The 26,089-nt window shown below is 41.6% G+C and carries 18 protein-coding genes; 6 read left to right on the top strand and 12 right to left on the bottom strand.

The window, feature by feature from the left end; translation table 11 throughout:
- Positions 1–46: 46 nt before the first annotated feature.
- The gene (locus tag NPE20_RS09380; protein ID WP_256538357.1) at positions 47–2,452 is read left to right on the top strand and encodes an ABC transporter permease; all 2,406 of its coding nucleotides are present in this window, start codon (positions 47–49) and stop codon (positions 2,450–2,452) included.
- Between the two features lie 142 nt (positions 2,453–2,594).
- Here NPE20_RS09380 and NPE20_RS09385 read toward each other — a convergent pair whose 3' ends face one another.
- The 4 genes from NPE20_RS09385 to NPE20_RS09400 all read right to left on the bottom strand — a co-directional run bounded on the left by NPE20_RS09385 (position 2,595) and on the right by NPE20_RS09400 (position 7,936).
- Positions 2,595–3,164 (bottom strand): MarC family protein, encoded by a 570-nt coding sequence (locus NPE20_RS09385; protein WP_256538358.1) that lies wholly within the window; start codon positions 3,162–3,164, stop codon positions 2,595–2,597.
- Positions 3,165–3,168: 4 nt separating this feature from the next.
- On the bottom strand, positions 3,169–4,335 hold the full coding sequence (locus tag NPE20_RS09390) for an MFS transporter (protein ID WP_256538359.1): 1,167 nt from the start codon (positions 4,333–4,335) through the stop codon (positions 3,169–3,171).
- Between the two features lie 77 nt (positions 4,336–4,412).
- Positions 4,413–5,933, bottom strand: coding sequence for an amino acid permease (locus NPE20_RS09395; RefSeq protein WP_256538360.1), 1,521 nt, complete (start codon positions 5,931–5,933; stop codon positions 4,413–4,415).
- 230 nt (positions 5,934–6,163) lie between these two features.
- Positions 6,164–7,936 carry a DUF885 domain-containing protein gene (locus NPE20_RS09400; RefSeq protein WP_256538361.1) on the bottom strand — a complete coding sequence of 591 codons (1,773 nt, stop codon included), beginning with the start codon at positions 7,934–7,936 and terminating at the stop codon, positions 6,164–6,166.
- Between the two features lie 92 nt (positions 7,937–8,028).
- On the opposite strand from NPE20_RS09400, the gene NPE20_RS09405 reads away from it, so the two are divergent.
- Complete coding sequence (locus NPE20_RS09405) at positions 8,029–8,505, top strand: DinB family protein (RefSeq protein ID WP_256538362.1); 477 nt, start codon at positions 8,029–8,031, stop codon at positions 8,503–8,505.
- A 75-nt stretch (positions 8,506–8,580) separates the two neighbouring features.
- Here NPE20_RS09405 and NPE20_RS09410 read toward each other — a convergent pair whose 3' ends face one another.
- Positions 8,581–9,864 carry an alpha/beta fold hydrolase gene (locus NPE20_RS09410; protein WP_256538363.1) on the bottom strand — a complete coding sequence of 428 codons (1,284 nt, stop codon included), beginning with the start codon at positions 9,862–9,864 and terminating at the stop codon, positions 8,581–8,583.
- A 191-nt stretch (positions 9,865–10,055) separates the two neighbouring features.
- Between NPE20_RS09410 and NPE20_RS09415 the strand changes: the two genes are divergently transcribed.
- Positions 10,056–12,491: an outer membrane beta-barrel protein gene (locus NPE20_RS09415; protein ID WP_256538364.1), complete on the top strand. Its 2,436-nt coding sequence runs from the start codon at positions 10,056–10,058 to the stop codon at positions 12,489–12,491.
- 17 nt (positions 12,492–12,508) lie between these two features.
- Here NPE20_RS09415 and NPE20_RS09420 read toward each other — a convergent pair whose 3' ends face one another.
- Both NPE20_RS09420 and NPE20_RS09425 read right to left on the bottom strand, forming a co-directional pair.
- Positions 12,509–12,724, bottom strand: coding sequence for a KTSC domain-containing protein (locus tag NPE20_RS09420; RefSeq protein ID WP_256538365.1), 216 nt, complete (start codon positions 12,722–12,724; stop codon positions 12,509–12,511).
- 49 nt (positions 12,725–12,773) lie between these two features.
- On the bottom strand, positions 12,774–13,157 hold the full coding sequence (locus NPE20_RS09425; RefSeq protein ID WP_256538366.1) for a DUF1634 domain-containing protein: 384 nt from the start codon (positions 13,155–13,157) through the stop codon (positions 12,774–12,776).
- A 190-nt stretch (positions 13,158–13,347) separates the two neighbouring features.
- Here NPE20_RS09425 and leuS point away from each other — a divergent pair, with 190 nt between their 5' ends.
- From leuS to NPE20_RS09440, 3 genes are all read left to right on the top strand, one after another.
- Complete coding sequence (gene leuS, locus NPE20_RS09430; protein WP_256538367.1) at positions 13,348–16,209, top strand: leucine--tRNA ligase; 2,862 nt, start codon at positions 13,348–13,350, stop codon at positions 16,207–16,209.
- A 190-nt stretch (positions 16,210–16,399) separates the two neighbouring features.
- Positions 16,400–18,970: a TonB-dependent receptor gene (locus tag NPE20_RS09435; protein WP_256538368.1), complete on the top strand. Its 2,571-nt coding sequence runs from the start codon at positions 16,400–16,402 to the stop codon at positions 18,968–18,970.
- 125 nt (positions 18,971–19,095) lie between these two features.
- Positions 19,096–19,452: a hypothetical protein gene (locus NPE20_RS09440; protein ID WP_256538369.1), complete on the top strand. Its 357-nt coding sequence runs from the start codon at positions 19,096–19,098 to the stop codon at positions 19,450–19,452.
- Positions 19,453–19,553: 101 nt separating this feature from the next.
- Here the strand turns inward: NPE20_RS09440 and eno are convergent, their stop codons facing one another.
- From eno to NPE20_RS09465, 5 genes are all read right to left on the bottom strand, one after another.
- On the bottom strand, positions 19,554–20,852 hold the full coding sequence (eno, locus tag NPE20_RS09445; RefSeq protein ID WP_256538370.1) for a phosphopyruvate hydratase: 1,299 nt from the start codon (positions 20,850–20,852) through the stop codon (positions 19,554–19,556).
- A 104-nt stretch (positions 20,853–20,956) separates the two neighbouring features.
- Positions 20,957–21,694: a DUF2490 domain-containing protein gene (locus tag NPE20_RS09450; RefSeq protein ID WP_256538371.1), complete on the bottom strand. Its 738-nt coding sequence runs from the start codon at positions 21,692–21,694 to the stop codon at positions 20,957–20,959.
- A gap of 204 nt (positions 21,695–21,898) precedes the next feature.
- Entirely contained in the window at positions 21,899–23,017 is a 1,119-nt protein-coding gene (locus NPE20_RS09455; protein WP_256538372.1) for an ABC transporter permease, read from the bottom strand.
- 88 nt (positions 23,018–23,105) lie between these two features.
- A complete protein-coding gene (locus NPE20_RS09460) occupies positions 23,106–23,870 on the bottom strand; it encodes an ABC transporter ATP-binding protein (RefSeq protein ID WP_256538373.1) in 765 nt (254 codons plus the stop codon).
- A 346-nt stretch (positions 23,871–24,216) separates the two neighbouring features.
- On the bottom strand, positions 24,217–26,025 hold the full coding sequence (locus tag NPE20_RS09465) for a MutS-related protein (protein ID WP_256538374.1): 1,809 nt from the start codon (positions 26,023–26,025) through the stop codon (positions 24,217–24,219).
- Positions 26,026–26,089: the final 64 nt, after the last annotated feature.

A 26,089-nucleotide genomic window follows, 5' to 3' on the forward strand; every position in this document is an offset into this window, starting at 1 on the left:
TTCCTTGCGTATTAGCAGCTAATTTAGTTTCAACAAACCCGTCACTATGCTGCACAATTACTTTACCATTGCCTGGAGAAACATCTGGAAACACAAGCTTTTCTCGCTTATTAATATATTCGGCTTATCTATAGGTATTGCATTTACCTTGCTGATAGCCGCCTATGTATGGCACGAGGTTAACGTAAATGCCGACCTGAAAAATGCCGATAACCAGTACATTATTCAAAGCAAATGGAAAGACCCGAATATGGGGTATGTGCTAACCGCCCTTGCCCCTATGCCAAAAGCACTTAAGGAGGAATATCCAAACCTGGTTGCCAATTATTACCACTGGGACGGTGTAAGTTCTAACGTATCGAAAGGTGACAAGCACTTCCGCGAAAGTTTACAGGTTGGGGACAGTACCTTCATTACTACCTATGGATTTAAGCTGCTGCATGGCGACCGTAAAACGGCCTTAAATGACCCTTTTTCGGCCGTGATAACGCGGGAAATGGCAATTAAATACTTCGGCAAAACCGATGTTGTTGGGCAGTCGGTAACCATTGAAAGTTTCACCGGCACCAAACACGATTTTACGATAACCGGTGTGCTGGATAAACTGAAGAAGAACTCGGTTACCAATGTTATTGATGCCAGTAACAGTACTTTCTTTTTACCGGTTGCCGCCGCAAAGTTTTTAGGGCGAAGTTTAGACGGGTGGAATAATACAAATATTGTTGGCCTGATAGAATTAAAGAAAGGGGTTAAGCCCGAAGCACTGATTGGCCCAATGAAAAGCCTCATCAAACGGAATGCACCACCGCAAATAGCAGCTAACCTTACGCCTTACCTGGTTTCTCTAAAATCCTTTTATATAAATGATGGTGGCGGTACTATCAAAAAAATGCTTTATACGCTGTCGTCCATAGCGTTGTTTATTTTGCTGATGGCGGTTATCAATTTTGTGAACATCTGTATCAGCCGTTCATCGCAACGCATGAAAGAAATGGGCATCCGCAAGGTTTTGGGAGGGTTACGCAAACAACTGATATGGCAATTTCTAACAGAATCAGTATTGATGGTGCTCATAGCAACGCTAATAGCATTAGGTATTTACGCGCTGGCAAGGCCATTTTTTGCGGGATTGTTAGCCACCGATATCAGCGGCCTGTTCTCTTTCCCGCTGTATTTCTACTTGATACCTGTTACATTCGCACTGGTAATAGGTTTGCTGGCCGGCTTATACCCTGCATTGGTGCTGTCATCCTTAAAATCGGTCGACTCACTAAAAGGCAAGCTGGACAGGGTGAAAGATAACGTGCTGTTCCGCAAATCGCTTATCGCTTTTCAGTTTGGTACTGCTGCGGTGGTGCTGATCTGTGCTATTGTTATCTCCAAGCAGATCAATTTGTTCTTTAGTAAAAGCCTGGGTTACGATAAAGACTATGTAGTTTACGCCCAGCTGCCGCGCGACTGGAGTAAACCCGGCGTGCAAAAAATGGAAGAAAAACGGTATCGCTTAGCGCAATTGCCGCAAATAAAATCCGTCACCCTATCGTGGGCAATACCAGATGGTAACAACGGTGGCGGCATACAGGCCTACAAAATGTCCGACAATCCAAGCCAGGCATTCCCATCACAAGTATTAACGGTTGATAACCAGTACGCGATTACCTACGGCATCCCACTCAAAGCTGGTGAGTTTTTCAAGTCGCAATATATGGCTGGCGACTCAGCCGAAGTTGTAATTAACGAGAAGCACCTAAAAGCATTAGGCTTTAAAAACGCGCACGACGCCATCGGTCAGCAATTCCAGGCACAGGGTATGCCACCACTAACCATACGGGGCGTAGTCGCCGATTTTCAATTTGGATCGATGCAGGGCCCGATAACACCTATAACTTTTGTTAATGTAAACTGGTCGCCCTTTTATCGTTACTTTTCCATTAAACTAAAGCAGGGCAATATAGAAACCAGCCTGGCAGCCCTGCAAAAGAAATGGGCCGAGGTTTTACCCGGTGCACCCTTCGAATATGGTTTTATGGATGAAGCCCTTGCCAAGCTATACAAAACCGAACTACAGCTGAAAAAAGCATCGTACCTGGCAACAGGTTTGGCCATCATCATCGTGTTGTTAGGCGTGTTGGGATTGATATCCCTCAGCATCCAAAAACGCACCAAAGAGATAGGCATCCGCAAGGTGCTGGGATCATCGGTTAAGGATGTAATGTTGCTGTTCCTGAAAGACTTTTTAGGAACGGTTGTTATTGCCGGGATCATTGCATGCCCGCTGGCCTATTGGATGATGAATAAGTGGCTTAACGGGTATGCCTATAAGATAAGTTTAACGGTAGTACCTTTCGCGGTAGCTGTTGTGGCGCTGCTTATGATAACGGCGGTGCTCATAAGCCTGCAAACTATTAAGGCCGCGCTGGCAAACCCGGTAAAGAGTTTGAGGTCGGAATAGAATCAAGATGTAAGAATCAAGAATTAAGAAAGGGGAAAAAAATGCATCATCGATGACGCGCGGAGAGCAATGACACGCGGAGAGTAATGCCCTTATAACAGATCTCTCTTTCTTGATTCTTGACTCTTACATCTTGACTCTCCTACAACCCTGAATTACTCCTAAACAGTTTTATCGCGATAGCCAATAAAATTACGCCGAACGCTTTGCGAAGGATATGCAGGCCGGTTTTACCGAACAGCTTTTCCAGCCATTTCACATTTTTAAGCACCAGGTAAACAAATATGGTATTCACAATGATCCCTACTATTATGTTTTGAGTTTGATATTGAGATTTTAAGGATAATAAGGTTGTCATGGTACCGGCACCGGCTATCAGCGGAAAGGCCAGCGGGACGATAGATACAGATTCTGGCATCTCTTCTTTAAAAAAGTTTACACCTAACACCATTTCCAACGCTATAATGAAGATCACAATAGAACCTGCTATCGCAAACGATGATATATCCAGCCCAATAACGGCCAGCAATTCATCGCCCACAAACAAGAAAGCTATCATCAATATTAACACAGCTATACTTGCTTTTTCAGATTCGATATGGCCTGCTTTTTGGCGTAATTGGATAATTACAGGTATGGCGCCCAGTATATCAATAATCGCGAACAGGATCATTGTTACGGAAAGGATCTCTTTAAAGATTAATGGATGCATAAGTTTAGGATGTTTTTTCTTTTGAAATTAAACGAATACTAAACAAAAGTGCAATTAAAATATATAAAGATGATAAAAAGAATATACTATGTATGGATATAGCTGTAATAAGTCCTGCCGTTACAGGCCCTAAGGTTTGCCCTATTGAGGCGTATGCCTGGTTTACACCCATTACCTCACCCCGTTCATTGCCATCGTTGTGGTCGGCTATAATGGCGTTTAGCATGGGGTTACGCAAACCGTTGAACAAGCCGTAAATACCTACAGCTATAGCAAACAAGACCAGGCCTGTTGTAAAGCCCGCCAATAGCATCATGCCTAAACAAAACAAGGTAGATATAAATAGTATTACTGCCTGTGTTGATATTATCTTTTTAACAGCAGGAACCAGCATTTGCATCAATATCCCGCTGATACCAAAGCCGCCATAAAAAAGGCCTATCTGGGTGGGGTTCAATTTCAATTCATCAACACTAAAGGTTTGGAAGCCTATCAGCATAGTAAACTGTGCCATGGTCAATAAAAAGCCGGTGAAAATTGCTGTGCCAATTACCGGTTTCTTCAACACGGTAACGAGCGATATAAAACTGAAATGGTTTTTCTTTGTGGGCGATCTGCCGGTTTTATTCTGGTTAGTTTCCTTTAGGAAAAACAAGGTTAGCAGCACACCCAAAATAGCTATCCCCGCAGCAAAGAAGAATGGAACCTGCATCCCGAATTTGCTAAGCAAGCCGCCTATGGCAGGGCCTATTACAAAGCCAAACCCAAATGCCGAACCCAGGATCCCAAAGTTTTTTGCACGCTCTTTTGGTGATGAGATATCTGATACCATAGCCTGGGCTACAGAGATATTACCTCCGGTTAAACCATCCAATATCCGCGCAGCAAAAAGCACAAAAATACCGTTGGCCAGGCCAAATATGATAAAGGATGCACAGGTGCCTATCAGGCTGATAACCAACAATGGCTTACGGCCAAACTTATCAGACAGTGAGCCTAAAACCGGTGTAGCAAAAAATTGCGCGATGGAGTACGCGGCGGTAAGCAAACCAATGGTATGCTCGGTAACGCCAAATTTTTTACCATACGGATACAGCAAGGGTATAATTATGCCAAAACCCATAGAGTTGATAATGGCAATAAATACAAGCACCCATAATATCCGGTTCATTTTCATTCCTTACAAAAGGGTTTAAAACAAAAAAGGTTCTGTTTGCACAGAACCTTTTTAATATTGTAATAATTAAATTAGTGTTTTTCGAAATCTGATGCTGTAGGCAGTACATCTGCTATGTTACCCAGTTTGCTTCGTTTTCTGCTGTAACCAAAATAGATAACTAAACCGGCTAACATCCAAATAAGCGCGCTTATCTGCGTTTCGCTTGGTAAACTTACTATCATACCCGCGCAAACTATAACACCCAAAATAGGTACCAATGGCACTAAAGGCGTTTTAAATGGCCTTACTAAGTCAGGGTTTGTTTTACGTAATAACATTACACCTACGCATACCAATATAAAGGCAAACAACGTACCGATAGACGTTAAATCGCCTGCCATACTGCCCGGGATAAATGCCGCGAACAAGCCTACAAAAATAAACAGGATGATGTTACTTTTATAAGGAGTCCTGAACTTAGGGTGTAGATCTGAAAATACTTTTGGCAATAAACCATCTGTAGACATGGTATAGAATACCCTTGACTGCCCCATTAGCATCACCAGGATAACCGAAGAGAAACCTGCAAGGATAGCAACAGTAACCATTGTTGATAACCATCCGTAGTTGTGCATATAAGTACTGATAGCATAAGCTACAGAAGCCTCTTTACCCGATTTCATGAAATCCTGATAAGGTGCAACACCTGTTAATACCCATGAGAAAAGGATGTAAAGAATGGTACATACAACCAATGAACCTAAGATACCGATAGGCATATCACGTTTTGGATTCTTAGCTTCCTGTGCCGCTGTTGATACGGCATCAAAACCAATAAAGGCAAAAAATACCACACCAGCCCCACTCACAATACCGCCCCAGCCATGATTAAAGAACGGCGCGTATGAATATGTTTCACCATTTGCTAATACCACTGATGGCGCATCGGCAGGGATCATATATGGATTGTGGTTAGCCGGGTTAATAAACTGCCAGCCAACAGCTATAAATACTAATACGATAGCTACTTTAATGAAAACGATGATTCCGTTTACTGTAGCTGATTCCTGTGTGCCTTTTATTAATAGTAATGATAATACTAAAAGGATAAATAACGCAGGAACGTTAGCTATACCATGGTGGCTTGCGCCGTTAACCATTATAGATTCCATTGGAGAGTGACACCACTCATAGGGTATTGCCCCGCCGAGGAGTTTATTGACGTATTCGCTCCAACTGATGGATACTGTTGCGGCACCCAGTGCATATTCTAATATTAATGCCCAACCAATAACCCAGGCAACAATTTCGCCCATGGTGGCATACGCATATGTGTAAGCGCTACCTGCAATAGGGATAATAGAAGCAAATTCTGCGTAGCAAAGGCCTGCGAAAGCACAACCGATAGCAGCAACAATAAATGATAAAGTTACCGCAGGGCCTGCGTGTTCGCCTGCTGCAGCTGCCGTCCTTACGAACAAACCCGCACCAATAATTGCACCAATACCCAGGGCGACAAGATTACCCGCCCCAAGCGTTCGCTTCAGGCTTCCTTCTGCATCTACAGAAGAAGTTAGTTGTTCAATAGATTTTTTTACAAATACTTTCATATTTAATTAATAAGATCAGTTTTAATAACTTAATTTCAGTTTCCCCAAACGTACTTAAATTTATTGAAAAGTTAAAGTGCGGAATGTAACAACACTATAGGGCATTTATACAGAATAAAAGTTGCAAAAACGGCCTTACAAGGCATATTTACAATTGATTAAATCTATAAAACCAAGCTGCTTTATAGGCTTTTTTTCACCCCAGTTTTTGCATACCTGCCCATATCTAATTAGTGTTTAGTATCTATCTTGGGTATGGCAAACATGGCCTCTTTTATAAACTTAACGGGCGCACTGCCATAACTCAAAAACTTCTCATTGAACTGTTTAAGCTTATACTTATCAGCTTGTTTTTTCTTCCACTCTTCGTGCAGGGCATTTATTTCTTTATAGCCGGTATAGTAGCTGGTAAGTTGTACGCTGCTTACACTTACCCGTTTCCATTTATTGTCGGCTTCTGTTTGTTGTTGAAAGGCTTCTTTAGTAAGCATCTTAATGGCTTGTTCTTTCGTCATGTTACTTGCGTGTACACTATAATCTAATATGGTGTTACAAACCGAACGCAGATGCCATTTGTACCACATCAGGCGCATCTCGGGTGCATTATCGCCAAAACCGGCATCCATCATCTCCTGCTCGCTGAACACCGCCCAGCCTTCAACCATGGCGCCGTTACCCAAAACTGACTTTATTAAACTTGGCGACTGGTTAGCATACACCAATTGCGTGTAATGACCGGGGATGGCTTCGTGGATACACAGTATCTGTAGCGTGTAATTGTTGTATTCGCGTAAATAGCTCTCTGCTTTCTCGGGCGACCAACCCGACAGGCTGCCTACATTATAATAGGTGTTGCCTTCTTTATCGTACGGCCCAGGCGAACTTATAGATGCACCTGCAACACCGGCCATATAGCCGGGCTCTTTACGTACTACCAAAGGTTTTGACGGATCAAGTGTGAGCAGGTCTTTGCTTTTAATGAATGCGGTTAACTTTGGAATTTCTTTTTCAATGGCCGATTGAAAATCGCCCGGGGCAACGTGTTTACTCGATAATGTATCTATCAACTTACCAATAAATTCAAGCGAATCTTTTGGTATAGGCTGCGTGCCAAAATATTTTGGCCAAAGCTGCCTGCTTAATTTTGCCATTTCGCGATGTACGTATTTTTTACGCTCTACCGCCGAGTTGTAAGTTTGCTGAGCCGTAGCCTCGGCTTGTATATCAAACTTAAATTTACTTTCGTAAAGCTGCTTACCCAACCTAAAGCTGCGCGGCTTATCATTTTTTAGCCCTTTTAAATAGGTGGCAAAGCCTTTAATAGCATCTGCCGATAATTTTGCGCGATCAAGCATTAATTTTTTTTCGGCGGCGGGGATATTTGTTTCTTTTAATGAATCGGCAAAGTCGGTTTCAAAAACACTTACACCACCCAGGTGCTGGTCAATAGCAAGCCCGGTAAGTTCGGCAACGGGGTTTTTTAATTGCTTTTCCGCTTCCTTATAATAGAGCGGGATGTTTGCCATTTTTTGATAAAAACTGCGCAGGCGCTTGGCAAGCGAGGCATAAGGCTCGTTAAGGATAGTGGCAAATGTGCCTATTACGTTATATGACGATGGATCCCACTCGTACGATTTTAGTTGTTCATTATACCATTGCAGGCTTTCCATTTGGTTTTGCATCATGCGATGGTCCATCTTATTGGCATCATTAAGGCTGTTAACCTCGTAACGGCTCAACGAATCCATCTGCACTTTGGCAAACTTAATTAGCTGCTCCCTGGTTTTAGCATTGGGTATCAGCAAAACACTGTCATACTTATGATAGCCTACAGTTGTTGCCCAATCCGGGTTATACTTCCACAATTCATCTAAAAAATGGCCTTCATAGGCTGTAAAGGCAACATCGTCTTTTAAAGATAGTTCCTGGCTCGATTCTCCATCCTTTTTACAGGCCGTAAATGCGGCCACGTAAAGGGCAAGTAATAGTATTTTTTTGATCACTATGGTACAGTTTTGCTTTGGTGCATAAACTTAAAACTTTTGAGCCATATAAATCAAACGTGTATCTATTTTGTTAAATAAGAAACATAATTATGGATCAACAGCACCAACTACTAATAAACGAATTAATAAAACTGCTTACCGGCGGCGGCGCACACGCTACCTTAGAGGATGCCCTTGATGGATTACCGGCAAATTTAAGGGGTGTTAAACCCAATAACCTACCTTATAGTATATGGCAACTGGCCGAGCATATCCGTATTGCACAGTGGGACATGCTGGAATTTAGCAAGGATGGCAGCCATCAATCGCCTAACTGGCCAAATGATTACTGGCCAAAAGAAAGCAGCCCGGCAGATGATACCGCCTGGAATAAAACAATTGAACAGATCAATGCCGACAGGGACGAATTTATAGCGCTGTTAAAAAGCGGCGATATCTATGAAAACATTCCGCATGGCGATGGGCAAAGCATACTACGCGAGGCACTTCAAATAGCAGATCATAATGCATATCATACCGCAGAAATTATCCTGTTAAGAAGATTGCTGGGCGCCTGGAAATCTTAGAGGATGTGCAGATTTCAAATGTGCAGATATGCAGATGATTTCATTTGCACATCTGCATATCCGCACATTTGCACATTATTTCAATCCCTTTACAAAGTTCACTATGCTGGTTACCAGCTCAGGCTTTAGGGGCAGGTCTGGTTTACTGTAGGTGGCAGCGTTTTGTTCCTTATCTGCAGGCGCTTCTTTCAATATGTGGTTCATGCCGGGGATAATCGTAAGCGTAGCCTCAGATTTTGCTTTCTTCAATAGTTCGGCTTCTGTAACAGGCACCTGAATATCTGTTGTACCTTGAAGTATCAGCACAGGTATCTTAGCCTTCTTTATCTCTCTTGTTGGCACGTACCTAAACCACGACATTAAATAGGGCTGAATATCGGGACGGGCGATTGGATATAGTTTGGGGTCGATATTATCCGTAAACTTACCCTTACGCAAGCTATCCAGCATAGTTTTAAAATTATCGGCAATGTATTTCGGCTGAGATTTCATTTGCTCGGTAACTATTAAATCTGCCTGCCTGCCTGCGCCGGCAACAGAAATATAAGCATTAGCCGGTTGATCTCGGATGGCTAATACCCCTACAAGCGCGCCTTCGCTATGGCCTAAAACAATAACTTTTGAAAAACGCTGATCTTCGCTTAACAGGTTTATTAATCCAATGGCATCATCAACATAATCTTCAAAACGCAGCTCTTTTTCTTTGGTAGTGCTAACGCTTTGGCCTACCAGGCGTTTATCGTACCTTAAAGTAGCAATGCCATTTTTACCCAAATCATTCGCCAGCATTTTGTAGGTGTTACCATTTAAACCCAGTTTAGCGCTGTTACCGTCCCTATCGGTTGGGCCCGAACCTGGTATTATTAATACAACAGGTATTTTACCGGTGGCATTTGCAGGTGTGGTTAACGTACCGGATATAGATCCCGAAAGTGTTTTCAGTAAAATTGGCGATTCTTTTAATGATGCGTCAAGTGCTATTGTTTTTGCCTCTTCTGCATAAGGGCTTAATAACAGTCCGATTATTTTGTTCTGGTTGTTAAGCGATATGTTCAGCAGAAAAACGGCCTTGTCAAACGTTGCCTTATAAACCGCTAAGGGTTGGTTATACTTTAAAAAATCTGTTTTATTTAACGCACCCAACTGCGATTTTAGCTGTATTGTAGTAGGTTTAAACTTATCAAGCGGTAAGCTGGCCTTCATTTCGGCACTAAACATATTAAAGATGCTATCCGGCTGGTTGTTATTATAAAACTGTTTAAATTTATTAGCAACTACTGCATAGTTAGCAGGCTGATCTTGCGCCTTAAGCTGTGCGGCCAATAATAAAACAAATGCTATAAAGTATATTTTCTTCATGGTATAAATATAAGTCCGTTTGGCGAAATTAATAAAATAGAAAGGATTTCACTTTTTATAGCAATAAACTTAAAGCAACATTTAATAGTATAATGCGTAAAAAGCGCCAATAGATTTTACCAGTTGTAATATTGTTGTTATATTAACTTTTTTAAAGGGAACACTATAGAGAATTTCTACGAGGTATATTAATGAGGGTTAAATTTGGATGCTTTTTTATAGCTTTCCTTACAAGTTTATTTAGTTTTTGTTACGCCCAAACGGGCTCTTCAATAATACGGGGTAATGTTTTAATACAAAATAACCAGGCTGCCGAGGCTGCCACCGTTGTTTTATTAAACCTGCCCGACTCCTCTGTGGTTATGTCTGCACTGGTTAATTATAAAGGTGCGTATCAATTTTTAAATGTACCTGCCGGTGCTTATACCATTTTAGCAACCAGGCTTGGTTACAAAAAAGCTTATTCCCCTGCCCATACCGTTAAAACGGGTCAAACGATTATTATCCCTAATATCCAGTTAACGGCTATAAACAACGAGTTAAAAGAAGTGTCTATTGTTGCCAAAACACCTTATGTTGAAGTAAGGCCCGGCAAAACTATCATTAACCCAGCAGCCAGTATTATTGCCGACGGCCAATCAGTGCTCGATATTTTAAGACAATCGCCGGGTGTGCGGGTTGATAACGGCGATAACATTAGCGTTAGTGGCAGGCAGGGGGCATTGATACTGATAGATGGTAAAGTTACCAACCTTTCGGGTGCAGATCTTGCCGCATTACTTAAAAGCACGCAGGGGAGCAATGTTGATCGCATGGAAATTATAACCGGCGGCTCACCTAAGTATGATGCTGCGGCGGGCGGTATAGTTAACATCGTAATGAAAAAAGGCAAAAATGTTGGCACAAACGGAACCTACACGGCATCTGCAGGGTACGGTAAATACTACAAGGCTAATACCGGTATAGCATTCAACAACCGCACCGATCATTATAATATTTTTGGCAGCTACAATTTATCGGCATACAAAACTTTTAAAAACTTTGATACCGACCGGAAAATAACCTACCAGGGCGTGCAAAGCAACTATAACACCATGTATAGGAGTGTGTATGACAACCTTACGAACAATTTCAGATTAGGTACCGATTTCTTTCCATCGCCCGGGCAAACTATAGGCTTTTTGGTAAGCGGCAATTTAAACGGCACCGATTATCAGAAAGATAACACCTTAACTATTTACAACCGGAGCGTAAAAGACTCTACTATTAAAGCGCACTCAGATCTTGACAGGGATATCCACAACTTTAGTTATAATTTAAATTACTCGGGTAAACTGGATAGTAGCGGTCGCACGCTATCGGCAAACGTAACCTATACTACTAATAAACGCCACTCTGACGAGTACATTACCAATAACTTTTTTGATGGAACAGGCAATGTTTACCGCGCCCCTCTGCTTTTAGAAAATCTTTCGCCTACAAAAATGCGCAACTTTTCGGCATTGTTAGATTATAGTACCCCGCTATCAAAAGGCGCAAAATTTGAAGCAGGTTTAAAATTCAGCAGCACTAAAACAGATAACAACCTAATTTTTGGGCCAAAAGTGGGTAACGTATATACCATAGATACTACCTTTAGTAATTATTTCATTTATACCGAGCGCATTGGTGCAGGTTATGTAAACTATAGTGGCAAATTTGGCAAACTGGATTTAAACGCAGGTGTGCGGGGCGAATACACCAGCTCTGATGGCAACTCGGTTACCCGCGACAATAATACCAAACGAAGCTATTTCAACCTCTTCCCAACCATATTGTTAAACTATCATTATAATGATAAGAATGACTATGCGTTAACGTTTACGCGGGGTGTATCACGGCCAATATATGATAAGCTTAATCCATTCCTTTACTTTATCGATCTTTATAACTACCAGGCGGGTAACGCTTACTTAAGGCCGGTGTATGCAAATACCCTTAGCTTAACGCACACCTACAACCAGGAAATAAGCACAAAACTTTATGCCGTATTAGCTACAGGGGCATCGTTCCCTTTTTATGCACAAAACGACGCTACCAAGGTTATCCTGAATACCGATGTAAACCTTGGGCGGGTACATACTATTGGCTTAAATATTACCGCACCCATTAAATTTACCAACTGGTGGACCAGTAGTTATGATGTTGACGCCTCCTACCAGCGCTATATAGCCGACCCGCAGTATGGCGACTTTGACAGAAGCACAGGTGATTTGATTGTTAATACCGTTCAAAGTTTTACGATAACAAGTGTATTAGGGGCCGAGATTGGAGGCCATTATGAAACGCCCACCCTTTACGGCATCAACCAGTTTAAAGCAAATTACTATACTGAAGCGGGAGTAAGTATGCAGCTATGGAATAAGCAGGGGAAACTGAGCCTGGTTGCTAATGATATTTTTAACACCAACCGCGACCGTTCATCTACCAAATACCAAAATCTTGACCGCTATACGGTTGACCGCAGGGAGTACCGCGTGGTAACGTTAAGCTTTAGCTATCGATTTGGCAAAACGACTGTAAAAGGGGCCGCCCGCCACAGAACAGGCAGCGAAGACGAACAAAAGCGTATGAATGGTGCTAATTAATATTACTGATAAAAAAATCACTGCACTTTTTCTTCGGGATATTTGCCTTTTATGCGGGTTACAAAAAAGTTGCCTAATGATGCGCTGTTAACAAATTTTTTATAGGCCGCTGGCTTAAATTTAAAATATTGCCAAACACTGCCATCTTCCTTAAACTCCAGTTCAAGAATGTGTTTTTCAGCATCGTAGCCAATGCTTTGTAAAGCCGATGATTGTACTGCCCGCCTGCGCATAAGTTGTATACCTTGTATACCTGTTTAAACCAAAAATGGTTTTAAAAAATTAACCTGCGTGGCCGCTAAATGCGCTGATAACAATAATTAGTAAAACAATAAAAGTAATGCCGGTATACAAGTAGTCTTTTTCTATAATAAACCCAACGGCGCTAAAAACTACCCTTACTATTGGCGTAGCTATCAACAAAACAATGCCTGCCTGTATAATGGCACGCCCCCTTAAAGTTAATATGCCATTAATGATACCGGCAGGGCTGTGCACAAAATCGGGTACCCCTTTAAATTCGTGATAATTTGTAATGGTTTGTCCATGGCGGTACAAGTAAATAACACCCCCTATAAAAACCACAAGCATAGATACAAAAACACCGGCACGCAGCACCCACCCTATTATCGCCTGCATGTCTTTATCTTTAAACTTGTTTGTCATTGGTTAAATTTGAGGTTGTTATAGCATCGTAAATACCAACAACATTTGCCGAAAATAAGGGTTAAAAAATAGCTTGCCAACTTTAATGTTAACCTATATAATATATAGACTTTATTGAAAACTACCCTTGTAAACGCGGATGTTAAAGCAGTTTTTACTATTTTCGCAACCTCATACGGTAAATAAGCAAATGGACTATCAATTTAAAGATATAGAGCAGAAGTGGCAGCAATTTTGGGCTGATAACAAAACCTTTAGGGCCGAAAACAAAACCAACAAACCAAAATACTATGTGCTGGATATGTTCCCTTATCCATCGGGTGCAGGGTTGCATGTTGGGCACCCGCTGGGTTATATAGCCTCTGATATTTTTGCACGTTACAAGCGCTTAAAAGGTTTTAATGTATTGCACCCAATGGGTTACGATAGCTTTGGTTTACCTGCCGAGCAATATGCTATACAAACCGGGCAGCACCCATCGGTTACTACTGAAGAAAATATTGCTACTTACCGCCGCCAGCTTGATCAGATAGGCTTCTCGTTTGATTGGGACAGGGAGGTGCGCACCAGCTCGCCCGATTATTATAAATGGACACAATGGATCTTCATACAACTGTTTAACAGCTGGTATAATAAAGATGCCGATAAAGCCGAAAGCATTGCCAAACTGGTTGAGCATTTTGAAACCAAAGGCTCGGCTGGTATAAATGCCGTTTGCGATGAGGAAATTTTAAGCTTTACCGCCTATGAGTGGAGGGCGATGAATGAGCAGGAGCAACAAGCCGAACTATTAAAATATCGCCTAACCTACCTGCGCGAAAGCACTGTTAACTGGTGCGCCGCATTGGGTACCGTATTGGCTAACGATGAAGTAAAAGATGGCTTTAGCGAGCGTGGTGGTTACCCCGTTGAGCAAAAGAAAATGATGCAGTGGAGTATGCGCATTACCGCCTATGCCCAGCGTTTATTAGAAGGTCTGGACACTATTGACTGGCCCGAGCCTTTGAAAGAAATGCAGCGTAACTGGATCGGTAAAAGTGTAGGCGCATCTGTAAGGTTCCCGTTGGAGGGAGCGAAGAGCGAGGATTCAGGATCTTCCGCTCCCCGCACTTCAAACTCTGCTTCCTACATAGAAGTATTCACCACCCGTGTTGATACCATTTTTGGTGTGAGTTTTTTGGTGATAGCGCCCGAGCATGAATTGGTAGCAAGCCTAACCACGCCGGAGCAAAAAGCTGATATTGATGCCTACATTGCACAAACCAAAAAGAAAAGCGAGCTTGACCGTATGGCCGATACAAAAACTGTATCAGGGGCGTTTACGGGCAGTTATGTAACCAATCCGCTTAATGGCGATAAAATACCGGTTTGGATAGCCGACTACGTTTTGGCGGGATATGGTACCGGGGCTGTTATGGCTGTACCATCAGGCGATCAGCGCGATTATTTGTTCGCTAAGCATTTTAAGTTGCCGATAATACCTATCATCGATATACAAAATATTGAAGTAGAGGCCGACCCAACCAAGGAAGGTAAATACATCAACTCCGATTTTATGAACGGCTTGGGCTATAAAGAAGCGACCGCTGCTGTGGTTGCCAAATTAGAAGCTTTAGGCTTAGGTAAAGCTAAGGTGAACTTCAGGATGCGCGATGCTATTTTTGGCCGTCAGCGTTACTGGGGCGAACCTGTACCTGTATACTTTAAAGGCGGTTTACCTTATTTAATTGGGGAAGAACACTTGCCTTTACTACTACCCGAAATTGATAAATATCTGCCAACCGAAACCGGTGAACCTCCATTGGGCAGAGCTACGGATTGGAGCTACAAGAGTCAAGAATCAAGAGACAAGAATCAAGAAGGGGCTGGTTATGCGTACGAACTAAGCACTATGCCTGGTTGGGCGGGTAGCAGCTGGTACTGGTACCGTTATATGGATGCCCATAACGATAAGGAATTTGCATCTCGCGAAGCGATAGAATACTGGAAAGATGTTGACTTGTACATTGGTGGCAGCGAACATGCTACCGGACACTTGCTATACAGCCGTTTCTGGAATAAATTCTTGAAGGATATAGGCAAAGTGGTTGAAGAAGAGCCTTTCAAAAAACTGATCAACCAGGGGATGATACAAGGTAGAAGTAATTTCGTTTACCGGTTGATTGATGACATGGGCAAGGGAACAAACACTTTTGTTTCTCATGGTTTGATTAAAAATCACAAAACATCCCCACTGCATGTTGATGTAAATATTGTAGAGAATGAAGTGCTAAACCTAAATAAATTCAAAATATGGAGACCTGAGTTTGCTGACGCTGAATTTATACTGGAGAACGGAAAATACATCTGCGGTGTCGAGATTGAAAAAATGTCGAAACGTTATTACAACGTTGTAAACCCTGATGATTTAACACAACGTTACGGTGCCGATACGCTGCGTATGTACGAGATGTTCTTAGGCCCGCTGGAGCAAAGCAAACCGTGGAATACAAACGGTATTGAGGGTGTGTTTAAGTTTCTGCGTAAATTTTGGAGGTTATTCCATGATGCCGACTGGAATTTTAACGTAACAAACGAAGCGCCTACTAAAGCCGAGTTAAAATCGCTGCATAAGATCATCCGTAAGGTGGAAGAGGATATTGAGCGTTTCTCGTTCAATACATCTGTATCCAGCTTTATGATAGCCGTTAATGAACTAACCGATCTTAAATGTAACAAGCGCGCTATACTGCATGAACTGGTAATTGTACTTGCCCCCTACGCCCCGCATATTTGCGAGGAACTTTGGGTGTTGCTTGGCAACGATGCAGGTACTATATCAACAGCTGCTTATCCAAAATTTAACCCGGCCTATTTGGTTGAGGATGAATTTAGTTACCCTGTATCCTTTAATGGTAAAATGAAAACCAATGTTAGCTTATCATTAGCAATGGAAGTGGCCGACATAGAAGCTGCCATTTTAGCCAACCCAGATGTGCAAAAATACCTGGATGGTAAAACACCTAAAAAGGTAATTGTAGTAAAAGGCCGCATTGTTAACATAGTTATCTAATATAGATACCAAAGCCCCTGTACATTGCCCGTCTCCTAACAGAACAGCAAGCTTACAGGGGCTTTTTGTTGCACCTTAGTGTAACATATACATTACTTTACACATAATTTACACAAAAGCGATATGTGCCTGTAACATTTTGGGCATTTTCGCCTCCAATTACCTAAAACGCTCTAAAAATAGTTCTAATATGAAACGAATACTTTTACTTATAATAGTTATATGTGCTTCAATATCAGCCAAAGCCCAGTTTGGGGTCGGCGGTGGCGGTTCGGGCATTGTGGGGAAGATCTCTGGTACTGTGGTTGATTCACTTACCAAAAAACCGGTTGATTATGCTACCATCAGCTTGTTTAAAAGCGGCGCGAAAACACCTATAAACGGTGTGCTTACCGACGAAAAAGGAAACTTTAAACTGGATAATGTCCGGGCCGGTAAATACAAGATCACCATATCTTTTATTGGTTATCCCACTAAAACCTTCGACCCTATTGAAACTACCGCCTCAAAACCGGATAACAACATGGGCCAGTTAGTGATTGCACCAAGTGCAAAAACACTAAAAGAGGTACAGGTTGTTGGTCAGCAAGCGCTTATCGAAAACAAGATTGATAAGATCGTTTACAATGCCGAAAAGGACCTTACAGCAGCAGGTGGTAATGCTACAGATGTGTTACAGAAAGTTCCGTTGGTATCGGTAGATATGAATGGTAACGTAGCTATCCGTGGTGATGGGAACGTTAGGGTTTTGATAAATGGTAAACCATCCGGCGCTACATCTGCAAGCTTAAGCGATGTATTAAAAACCATCCCTGCCGATCAGATCAAAAGCATTGAGGTTGTAACATCTCCATCGGCAAAATATGATGCGGAAGGTTCGGCCGGTATCATCAACATCATTACCAAAACTAAAAATGCTTCGGGCATAAGCGGTTCTGTTAGCGGTGGTGTAGGTACCCGTCAAAACAATGGTAATATGAATTTAAACTACAACAAAAACCGTTTTAATTTTTCTGCCAACTTAGGTGGTAACCTTACCTGGCCGCAAACTATGACGACTGATTTCGATCAAACTATAAATTCAGGCGCCGTAAACCAGCGTAACCATAATAATACCGCTAGTGAAACCAAACGACATGGTGCAAGAGGTACATTAACCGCGGGTTATGAGTTTAATGGCTTTAATAGCATTAACAGTACCCTGGCCTTAAACGATGGCGGTTTTAATACAAATGGAGGCGGGAACTATAGTATAGAGAATTTTGCTAATCCGGCCAAAAGCATTGAATACTTTGGCAATAGCGCTTCAAAAAATAAATTCAGCGGTTTTGACTGGAATCTTGATTATACCCATAAGTTTAAAAAAGAAGGCCACGAGATAACCGTATCGGGCCAGTGGAGCCATAGTATCATCAAAACAGATTATTTGAGCTTATTTCAAGCTAAACCACTTACTGGCAAAGCAGCCCCGCAACCCAGCCAAAAAGGCATTAATAATGGTAAAAATAACGAATACACCATACAGGCTGATTACACCTTGCCTATCAGCAAAACATTAAAATTGGAAGCCGGTGGCAAAACCATACAAAGACGGATAAACAGTGATTATACGATATATTCGGTAGATTCTGTTGGCAACAATGCTATAGTAGATCCCCTAAATTCAAACCTGTATAACTATAATCAGAATGTATATGCGGGATATAGTGTGTTTACTATTACACTACCAAAAAACTATTCGGTGTTGGCCGGTTTCAGGTATGAGAACACCCAAATAACAGGCGACCCTGAAACACCATACGCAAGTAGCGATAACCAACAGGAATTAAAGCCTTTTACGGCAAGCTACAACACTTATGTACCAAGCTTAACCATACAAAAGGTATTTGGCTCAAATACCTTTAAGCTGTCATATAGCAAACGTATCCAAAGGCCAAGCCTGCAGGTGTTAAACCCATTCATTAACAGGACCAACATCCAGTCGCAATCGGTAGGTAACCCGAATTTGGCACCTGAGGTATCACAAACTGTTGAACTGAATTACAATACCTTTATTAAGTCTTCTGTATTGAATTTTTCGGTTTACTACAAAAGAACTAACGATTTGATAGAAGGTATAGCAGAACCTATTTCTGAGATTGTAGACGGCGAAACTGTAATTGGTACACGTACCATACAAAACAACGTAGCGTTAAATAACTCGTGGGGTGCAAGCTTTTTTGGATCAGTAAATCCAATTAAACCATTAACCATCCGCGGTAGCGTAAATGCCTTTACGTATAACCCAACAGTTTATGATATGTACGTTGGATCGGTAAATGAGGATGCGCTTAAAACCCGCTTACAATACACCATGTTTGGCAGCGCGCAATACACATTCCCTAAAAACTTTATATTTGAAGCTTTCGGGTTTATTAACTCACCACGCCGTACCATACAAGGTAGCAGCCCGTCATTCGGAATTTATGCCTTTGGTGTTAAAAAACAATTCCTTGATAAAAAGGCATCAATCGGTTTCAATACCGTACAGCCATTTGCGGTTAACAAAGCATTCAACCAAAATATATCAAGCCCTGGTTTCACCCAGAGATCCCATACACAGTTCCCTTTCCAGTCATTCGGTATAACATTTAGTTATAGCTTTGGTAAAATAAACTTCAGCAACCCGCAACAGAAGAAAAAGAAAGGTGTTAATAACGATGACCAAATACAAGGCGGCGACCAAAACGGTGGTGGTGCAGCACCAACAGGCGGACGTTAATAGCCAGTAATTTAAAATAAAGCAAGCCCCCTTCTAATTGAAGAGGGGCTTTTTTATTTATACGAAACTTTTTATTTATAACGCCGTATACATTAATAAATAATTAACCATTAAACCTTAAAGCAATGAAGAAAAAAACAATTCTAATTATTACAGCGCTGTTATTTACTTTCAGCGTTAGTTATTCTGTAGCTTCTGTAGATTTTAAAGCGAAGCAAAAAGATGTTAGTTTACAAAATTCAGTAAAACAATCGGCTGTAGCTTTAGGATCCTATACCTATGGCGGAGTAGTATACTATTTTGAAGGAGACGATTATGGGAACGTTAGCGGCGTTTATTATTTAATTGATGGAGTGCCCCGTTATTTAAAGCATTTTAGCGGTACATGGAGCGCTCCTGTAAACGGAGGGGTAGCATTTGTTACTGCCACGGTATATTATGCTAGTGGTATGTATTTTGATGTTTCAGAAGATCTGTTTTAAAAAACAAAAATCTTACAATAAAACTTTTTAGCCGCTACTCTAATGAAAAGGCCGGTCAATTAACTTGACCGGCCTTTCTATATTTCAGATTCAGCTTTCGCTTATTTCTTGTTGTAGTATTTAAAATCTTTACCGATGAAACGTGCTGCTGCACCCAGTTCTTCTTCGATACGTAATAACTGGTTGTATTTAGCTATCCTGTCAGATCGTGATGCAGAACCGGTTTTAATCTGGCCGCAGTTTAATGCTACTGCTAAATCGGCAATGGTAACATCTTCGGTTTCGCCGCTACGATGGCTCATTACAGATGTGTAACCGTTAGTTTGTGCCAGGCTAACCGCGTTAATAGTTTCAGTTAACGAACCTATCTGATTTACTTTTACAAGTATAGAGTTTGCAGTATCGTTATCAATACCTTGTTGTAAACGCTTAACGTTTGTTACAAACAAATCATCACCCACCAACTGCACTTTATCACCAATTTTTTCGGTTAATAATTTCCAGCCAGCCCAATCATCCTCCGCCATACCATCTTCAATAGAAATGATAGGGTATTTAGCAGCTAATTCGGCAAGGTAATCTGCCTGTTCTGCACTGGTGCGGATAGCCCCTTTATCGCCTTCAAATTTTGTATAGTCGTATTTACCGTCTTTGTAAAATTCAGAAGCAGCACAGTCAAACGCAAGGCAGATATCCACACCTGGTTTGTAACCTGCTTTTTCTATCGCTTTTAAAATGGTTTCAACACCATCTTCGGTACCTTCAAAGGTTGGTGCAAAACCACCTTCGTCACCAACTGCGGTAGAAAGGCCCCTGTCATGTAATATCTTTTTCAGGTTATGGAATACTTCTGTTCCCCAACGCAAAGCTTCAGAGAAAGATGAAGCGCCAACCGGCATAATCATAAACTCCTGGAACGCGATAGGCGCATCAGAGTGAGAACCACCATTAACAATATTCATCATTGGGATAGGCAGGATGTTAGCATTAACACCACCAATATAACGATACAACGGCTGGCGGCTTTCTTGCGCTGCAGCTTTAGCAACTGCTAAAGAAACACCCAAAATAGCATTAGCACCCAAATTTCCTTTATTTTCTGATCCATCAAGCGCGATCATGATGGCATCAATTGCATTTTGCTCAAATACATCAACACCTTTTAATTCGGCGGCAATTTTTTCGTTTACATTGGCAACGGCTTTTAGCACACCTTTACCCATGTATACTGCTTTATCATCGTCGCGAAGCTCAACAGCTTCATGCACACCTGTTGAAGCACCAGAAGGTACCGCAGCACGGCCAAGCACGCCATTTTCTGTAATTACGTCTACTTCAATTGTAGGATTGCCACGCGAATCAAGTATCTGGCGCGCATGAACATCAATTATTAAACTCATAGTTTATTTGTCGAATTTTGAGTGATATACTATACTAATTTGGTCGGCTAAGTTAAGCGCAAATTCAACAAATCGCAATTGAAATTTTGTATTTGTTATGATTATTAATCATTTGTGGTTGGTAAGCGCTCGTGTTCCACACCGTTTTTGCGATTTATACGATACATTAGTGTTAACATCATATTGTTTTTGGCACTACTAGTAGTTGTAGTGTAATTACGCTGATTTATCCAACCTGCCTGTACTATCCATTTTTTATCAAACTGGTAACCTAATGATGCCGATATCCGGTTACGTTCAAAGTTAGGAGCTTTATTGTTAAAGAACACCTCATCAAAAACAGACAGGAACCATGTTTTAGCTACTATCCTGGTATTATTTAAAGGTACAAACATATTTAGCCTGTAACGGAAGCGGTTACGATAATCGCCATTAACCCAACGTTGCTCCACACGGTAACGGTGTTCAAACTTAAATGGGGTTAAAAACTGATTAATGGTCATTTGCTCCCAAACGCGAAACTCATTGGTAAGCGGGCCTTTATCTACGTCAAAGTAATCATAGGTATGATAGGTGCCCGTACCCAGCAAGGCGATAAAATTTTTATCAATATCATAGCTTACACCGGCTTTGGCCTCGTAGTATTGAAACTGACTAAAACCAGCACCATTTGTACGTGCCTGGAACTCGGTATAACCTCCCCATTTGTGTACAGAATCGCCCGGCATAACGACGGTAACAATTCCCCAGGTACCGGTTTTTGAATCCTGCGCGTTAACTTTTGATGAACATATTGTTAACACAACAATTAATGAGGTTAAGTACGTAATATTCTTTAACATTTGATTAATATTATTTTAATGCAAATGTATTTCCTGATTGTTACCTGCGTGTTAAGCACACAAGTGTTAATATTATCAATATGTTAAGAATTATGGCTAATGTTAATTTAGTGTTAAGCATAGTAAACAAAAAAAGACGCGAATATCGCGTCTCTAATATCTTTTGTCTTGTTTCTTAACTCTAAAATCTTGCCTCTCTGCCTCCTACTCCCATTTAAACGTTTTCACGGCTACCGCATAAACTCCTATTCCCCAAAGTAGCAGTATAAATAGCTGGTGCGTAACATCGCCCAGGCCTGCGCCTTCAAAAGCTACCTTGCGCATAGCATTGTTCAAATGTGTTAATGGTAATACATTGCTTACATGCTGCAGCCAGGTAGGGAATGCTGTTACCGAGAAGAAGGTGCCCGACAGTAAAAACTGTGGCAGTGTAATAATATTAGATAGCGGTGGTACGGTACTTTCATTTTTGGCTATGCCGGATATGGTAAAGCCAAAGCCCATAAATATGATAAGCCCTATTGCGCAGAGCACAAGCATATTCAGCACCGTGACCACACCGTGTATCAGTGTGAAACCAAATGCGTAATGCCCTATCATGATAATAAACAGCGCGCCGAGTAACGAAAACACAATACGGGCAAGGGTTTCGCCCAAAACGATACTGTACCTTTTAACCGGGGTGGCAAAAAAGCGTTTAATAACCAGCGTTAACCTCAGGCTTATAAAAACAAATGCTGTTCCAAATACCCCGCTGCTCAGCAGCGAAAAACCAAGCTGACCGGGTAATATAAAATCAATGTACTTATACTCGCGACCTGTAACAACAGTTTCTTTAAGGTTGACAGCATCTGGTATTTTAATGCCCGAATAAGCTTTTATCCTGCTTAACTGCTCTGACTGTAACCGATAGAATATATTATTCAATGCTGATTTTAATACGGCTCCTTTATCGCCCGACGCATGGCTGTATTGTACGCTCATATCTATCGGCTTCATAGGTACAAAAGGTTTTAGATCAATAGTTGCATCTATACTCCCCTTTGCCAAATTCTTGTTCATCTCGTCGGCGGTTTGATCTTTAATGAGATGTACAATAGTATTTTTCTGTAAAGCCTTGTAAACGGGATTAAGCGTATCGCAGCCTTTGGTTACACCTACGCTAATAGACATACCCCCGCCGCCAATATTGGCAAATACCAAAATAAATATCAGCGGGAAAGCCAAACTAAACACCACCGCCGAGGGGCTGCGTAAAATAGACCGGAAACTTGCTTTGGCAATGGCCAGTGTGGCACGGGTATTACTATATTTTGGGTTCATGGGTTTGAATAGTTCATTGGTTCAATAGCTCATTAGTTCATTGGTATTGCAAAACTGCCAACTGCCCACAGGCAACTGCCAACTCCTCCTAACTCTCCCTCCACTCCTTACCGGTAAGGTTAATAAATACGTCTTCCAGGTTTGCGCCTTTTGTTTGTTTTTCGCGTTCAAAACCGGTTGCTACCAGCTGGTCAATAAAATGGTCGGGGGTATCTATACCGATAATATGGCCGCCGTCAACAAAAGCTACACGGTCGCATAATACTTCGGCCTCGTCCATATAGTGGGTGGTAATAACTACGGTAGTGCCTGCGTTACGGATCTCGCGGATCAAATCCCACAGGTTACGGCGGGCTTGTGGGTCAAGGCCGGTTGTAGGTTCATCCAAAAAAATTATACGGGGGTTGTTTATTAAAGTAGTGGCAATAGAAAAACGCTGCTTTTGTCCGCCCGACAGGTCTTTGTATTTTGCTTTAGCTTTGTCAGTTAAGGCTACCTTTTCCAGCATCTCCATCGGAGTTTTGTTAACACCATATAAGCCGGAGAACAGCACTATCAATTCAGACAGATTAAGGTTAGGATAGTATCCCGCCGCCTGTAACTGCACACCAATACGCTTTTTTATGCTATCGGCATCTGTTTCTATATTAAAGCCATCAACCATAATTTCGCCCGATGTTTTTTCGCGCAGCGTTTCTATAACTTCCAGCGTGGTAGTTTTGCCCGCCCCGTTAGGGCCAAGCAATCCGAAGATCTCGCCCTCGTAAACTTCAAAGCTAATGCCTTTTACCGCCGCAAAATCGCCGTAGTTTTTAACCAGATTTTTTACCGTAATAATAGGTTGGTTTGCCATAATGTAAATATGCAGTGTATTTGTTTAATTATCACCTGGCTAAGGTTAAAATCACATTAAAATTCAATTAGATTTTAGCTCTAACCGATAATTATTAATGTTGAATTTTAAAAGATCAAATGGCCTAACAGGCTGATAGCAATAATGACTTTTGTTACTATTGCAACAATAGCGTTTAGTACAGGTAGTGTGAGTAAAGTTGTCATGATGTTTAGTTTTAACACCACAAAAATGTACCTAAACCGGGCTTTTTAACAGGGTTTTTAGGTGAATGGATACAAATTGTCGGTAAATGTATTCTTCTGAGGAATGAGTATCGGCATTTTGCGGGCTGCGTTTTTACCGGTTATTCCTCTCCCACATTTATACCTATTTGCTTAAGCAGTAACGATGCGTTGAAGGTTTTGCACTCGCCATATTTTATTTTATAGTCGAACAGCATTTCGCCGTTTTGCACCTGTATATCAAAATAGTAATTGCGTACGTAATCGGGGTACTTGTCTTCCAATCGGGCAATCTGCAGATCGTGTGTGGCTACCATACCTACCCCTTTTTTACTGATGAGTTGCTCAATAACCGCTTTACTGCCCAGGTATTTATCCATGGAGTTGGTTCCGCGCAGCATCTCATCTATCAAAAAGAAAACGCGGTGCTCGTGCTCAACAGCCGCCAGCAGCATTTGCAGGCGGTCAAGTTCGGCTTTAAAGGTTGATGTACTTTCGTTCAGCGAATCTTTTATCCGCATATAACTTACTATCGTAATAACCGAAACCTCCATTGCCGAAGCACATACCGGCGCCCCGCTTAAAGCTAAAACGGCGTTAATGCCTATAGTGCGCAAAAAGGTACTTTTACCGGCCATGTTAGAGCCGGTTATAATGTCGATGTTATAAGCATCCTTTAGGTCGTAATCATTATCAACCCTTTTATCGCTACGGATGAGCGGATGGGCAATGTTTTTGGCCGAAACCGTATAACCTTCGGTATCGGCAATAACAGGATAAACCCATTCCGGATAATTTATGGCAGGCACAGCAATACTTATCAGCGCTTCAAACTCGGCAATTACATCGAAGGCTTCTTCCAGGTTTTCGCAGTTGTTGCGCTTCCAGTTCTCAATGGCTATGATCTGCCTGATATCCCACAATAAAAATACATTAAGAATAACGCCGACTATCACATTAAGGTGGTAGTTAAGCTTATTTATCAGTTCGGATAGTTCTTTTATCTTTTCGGATGTTTTATCGTCCTTTAATTTTTTGGCCAGAGTATTGGTATAAGCAGCGCCCCATTCCTGCGTTTCTATCTTGTTGAAAACACCGGCATAGTTGCCCAGCATCTTCCCAATTTTATCGGCTATCATATCGGCCTTTTTAATATAAGTGGCCTTAGAAAACACAATCCCCATATTTACCAGCCCAATTAATGTGGCCAGGCTTTTAGCTATTGGGAAAAAAAGGGCAGCAACAATAACCGCAACTAATATATAAGGCGCAACTTTAGCGTATTTACCCAGCCACTTTTCGCCGCTAAGGTTTAGCGGCAGGTGCAGGTATTTAAATAAGCTATTCAGGCGGTTAACATCTCCATCGTTGCTAAATAAAAGCAGGGTTTGTAATTCCTTTTTCCATTCGTTTTTTATGGCGATTTCTTTAACTGCTTCCTGTCGTAATAAAACAGTTGGCTTATCTGATGGTGCATTTAGCCACGCTGCCAGTTTATTATTCCCGGTTGATGTTGCCGCGCGGTTGATTAATTGAAACAGCGACGCGTTACCGAATATATCCAGATCAGAACTGTAAAAATGCTTCTCGTTGCTGTACTGTTGCCCGTTGCTGTACAAGTTTGTATTGCTTTGCAGGCTGTTAATCTCGTTAAGGTTGATGCGTTCCAGATCCAGGTAATAATCTCGTTGACGCTCGTACTCGCCCTGGCGGGATACCAGCCAGGCAAACCCGGCCAGCAATGCTACAAAAGCAATAGCCATTATGGTAAAATTGTCCTGCACAATGGTAAGGTATACCGAGAAGATCATTAACCCGAAAATGCCCAGCCTTAATAGCGAATACGTATTGGCCAGTTCTTTATATTTATTTGCCTCTTGCTTCGCCAGCGCGGCAGCCTCGGTGTAGTTGTTTATTATGGCTTGTTCCACAGGTTTTAAAAGGTATTTTTGCAGCTTCAATGTTACAACAATAAGAGCACATTTCTACTTTAAT

Source organism: Mucilaginibacter aquariorum (assembly GCF_024498135.1).
Lineage (GTDB): Bacteria > Bacteroidota > Bacteroidia > Sphingobacteriales > Sphingobacteriaceae > Mucilaginibacter > Mucilaginibacter aquariorum.

Bases quoted from the DNA above. Each gene is read 5' to 3' on its own strand.
- NPE20_RS09415 (WP_256538364.1), top strand. From the start codon at position 10,056: ATGAGGGTTAAATTTGGATGCTTTTTTATAGCTTTCCTTACAAGTTTA.
- NPE20_RS09440 (WP_256538369.1), top strand. From the start codon at position 19,096: ATGAAGAAAAAAACAATTCTAATTATTACAGCGCTGTTATTTACTTTC.
- NPE20_RS09410 (WP_256538363.1), bottom strand. From the start codon at position 9,864: ATGAAGAAAATATACTTTATAGCATTTGTTTTATTATTGGCCGCACAG.
- NPE20_RS09435 (WP_256538368.1), top strand. From the start codon at position 16,400: ATGAAACGAATACTTTTACTTATAATAGTTATATGTGCTTCAATATCA.
- NPE20_RS09425 (WP_256538366.1), bottom strand. From the start codon at position 13,157: ATGACAAACAAGTTTAAAGATAAAGACATGCAGGCGATAATAGGGTGG.
- NPE20_RS09390 (WP_256538359.1), bottom strand. From the start codon at position 4,335: ATGAACCGGATATTATGGGTGCTTGTATTTATTGCCATTATCAACTCT.
- NPE20_RS09450 (WP_256538371.1), bottom strand. From the start codon at position 21,694: ATGTTAAAGAATATTACGTACTTAACCTCATTAATTGTTGTGTTAACA.
- leuS (WP_256538367.1), top strand. From the start codon at position 13,348: ATGGACTATCAATTTAAAGATATAGAGCAGAAGTGGCAGCAATTTTGG.
- NPE20_RS09455 (WP_256538372.1), bottom strand. From the start codon at position 23,017: ATGAACCCAAAATATAGTAATACCCGTGCCACACTGGCCATTGCCAAA.
- NPE20_RS09395 (WP_256538360.1), bottom strand. From the start codon at position 5,933: ATGAAAGTATTTGTAAAAAAATCTATTGAACAACTAACTTCTTCTGTA.
- NPE20_RS09420 (WP_256538365.1), bottom strand. From the start codon at position 12,724: ATGCGCAGGCGGGCAGTACAATCATCGGCTTTACAAAGCATTGGCTAC.
- NPE20_RS09405 (WP_256538362.1), top strand. From the start codon at position 8,029: ATGGATCAACAGCACCAACTACTAATAAACGAATTAATAAAACTGCTT.
- NPE20_RS09380 (WP_256538357.1), top strand. From the start codon at position 47: ATGCTGCACAATTACTTTACCATTGCCTGGAGAAACATCTGGAAACAC.
- NPE20_RS09385 (WP_256538358.1), bottom strand. From the start codon at position 3,164: ATGCATCCATTAATCTTTAAAGAGATCCTTTCCGTAACAATGATCCTG.
- NPE20_RS09460 (WP_256538373.1), bottom strand. From the start codon at position 23,870: ATGGCAAACCAACCTATTATTACGGTAAAAAATCTGGTTAAAAACTAC.
- eno (WP_256538370.1), bottom strand. From the start codon at position 20,852: ATGAGTTTAATAATTGATGTTCATGCGCGCCAGATACTTGATTCGCGT.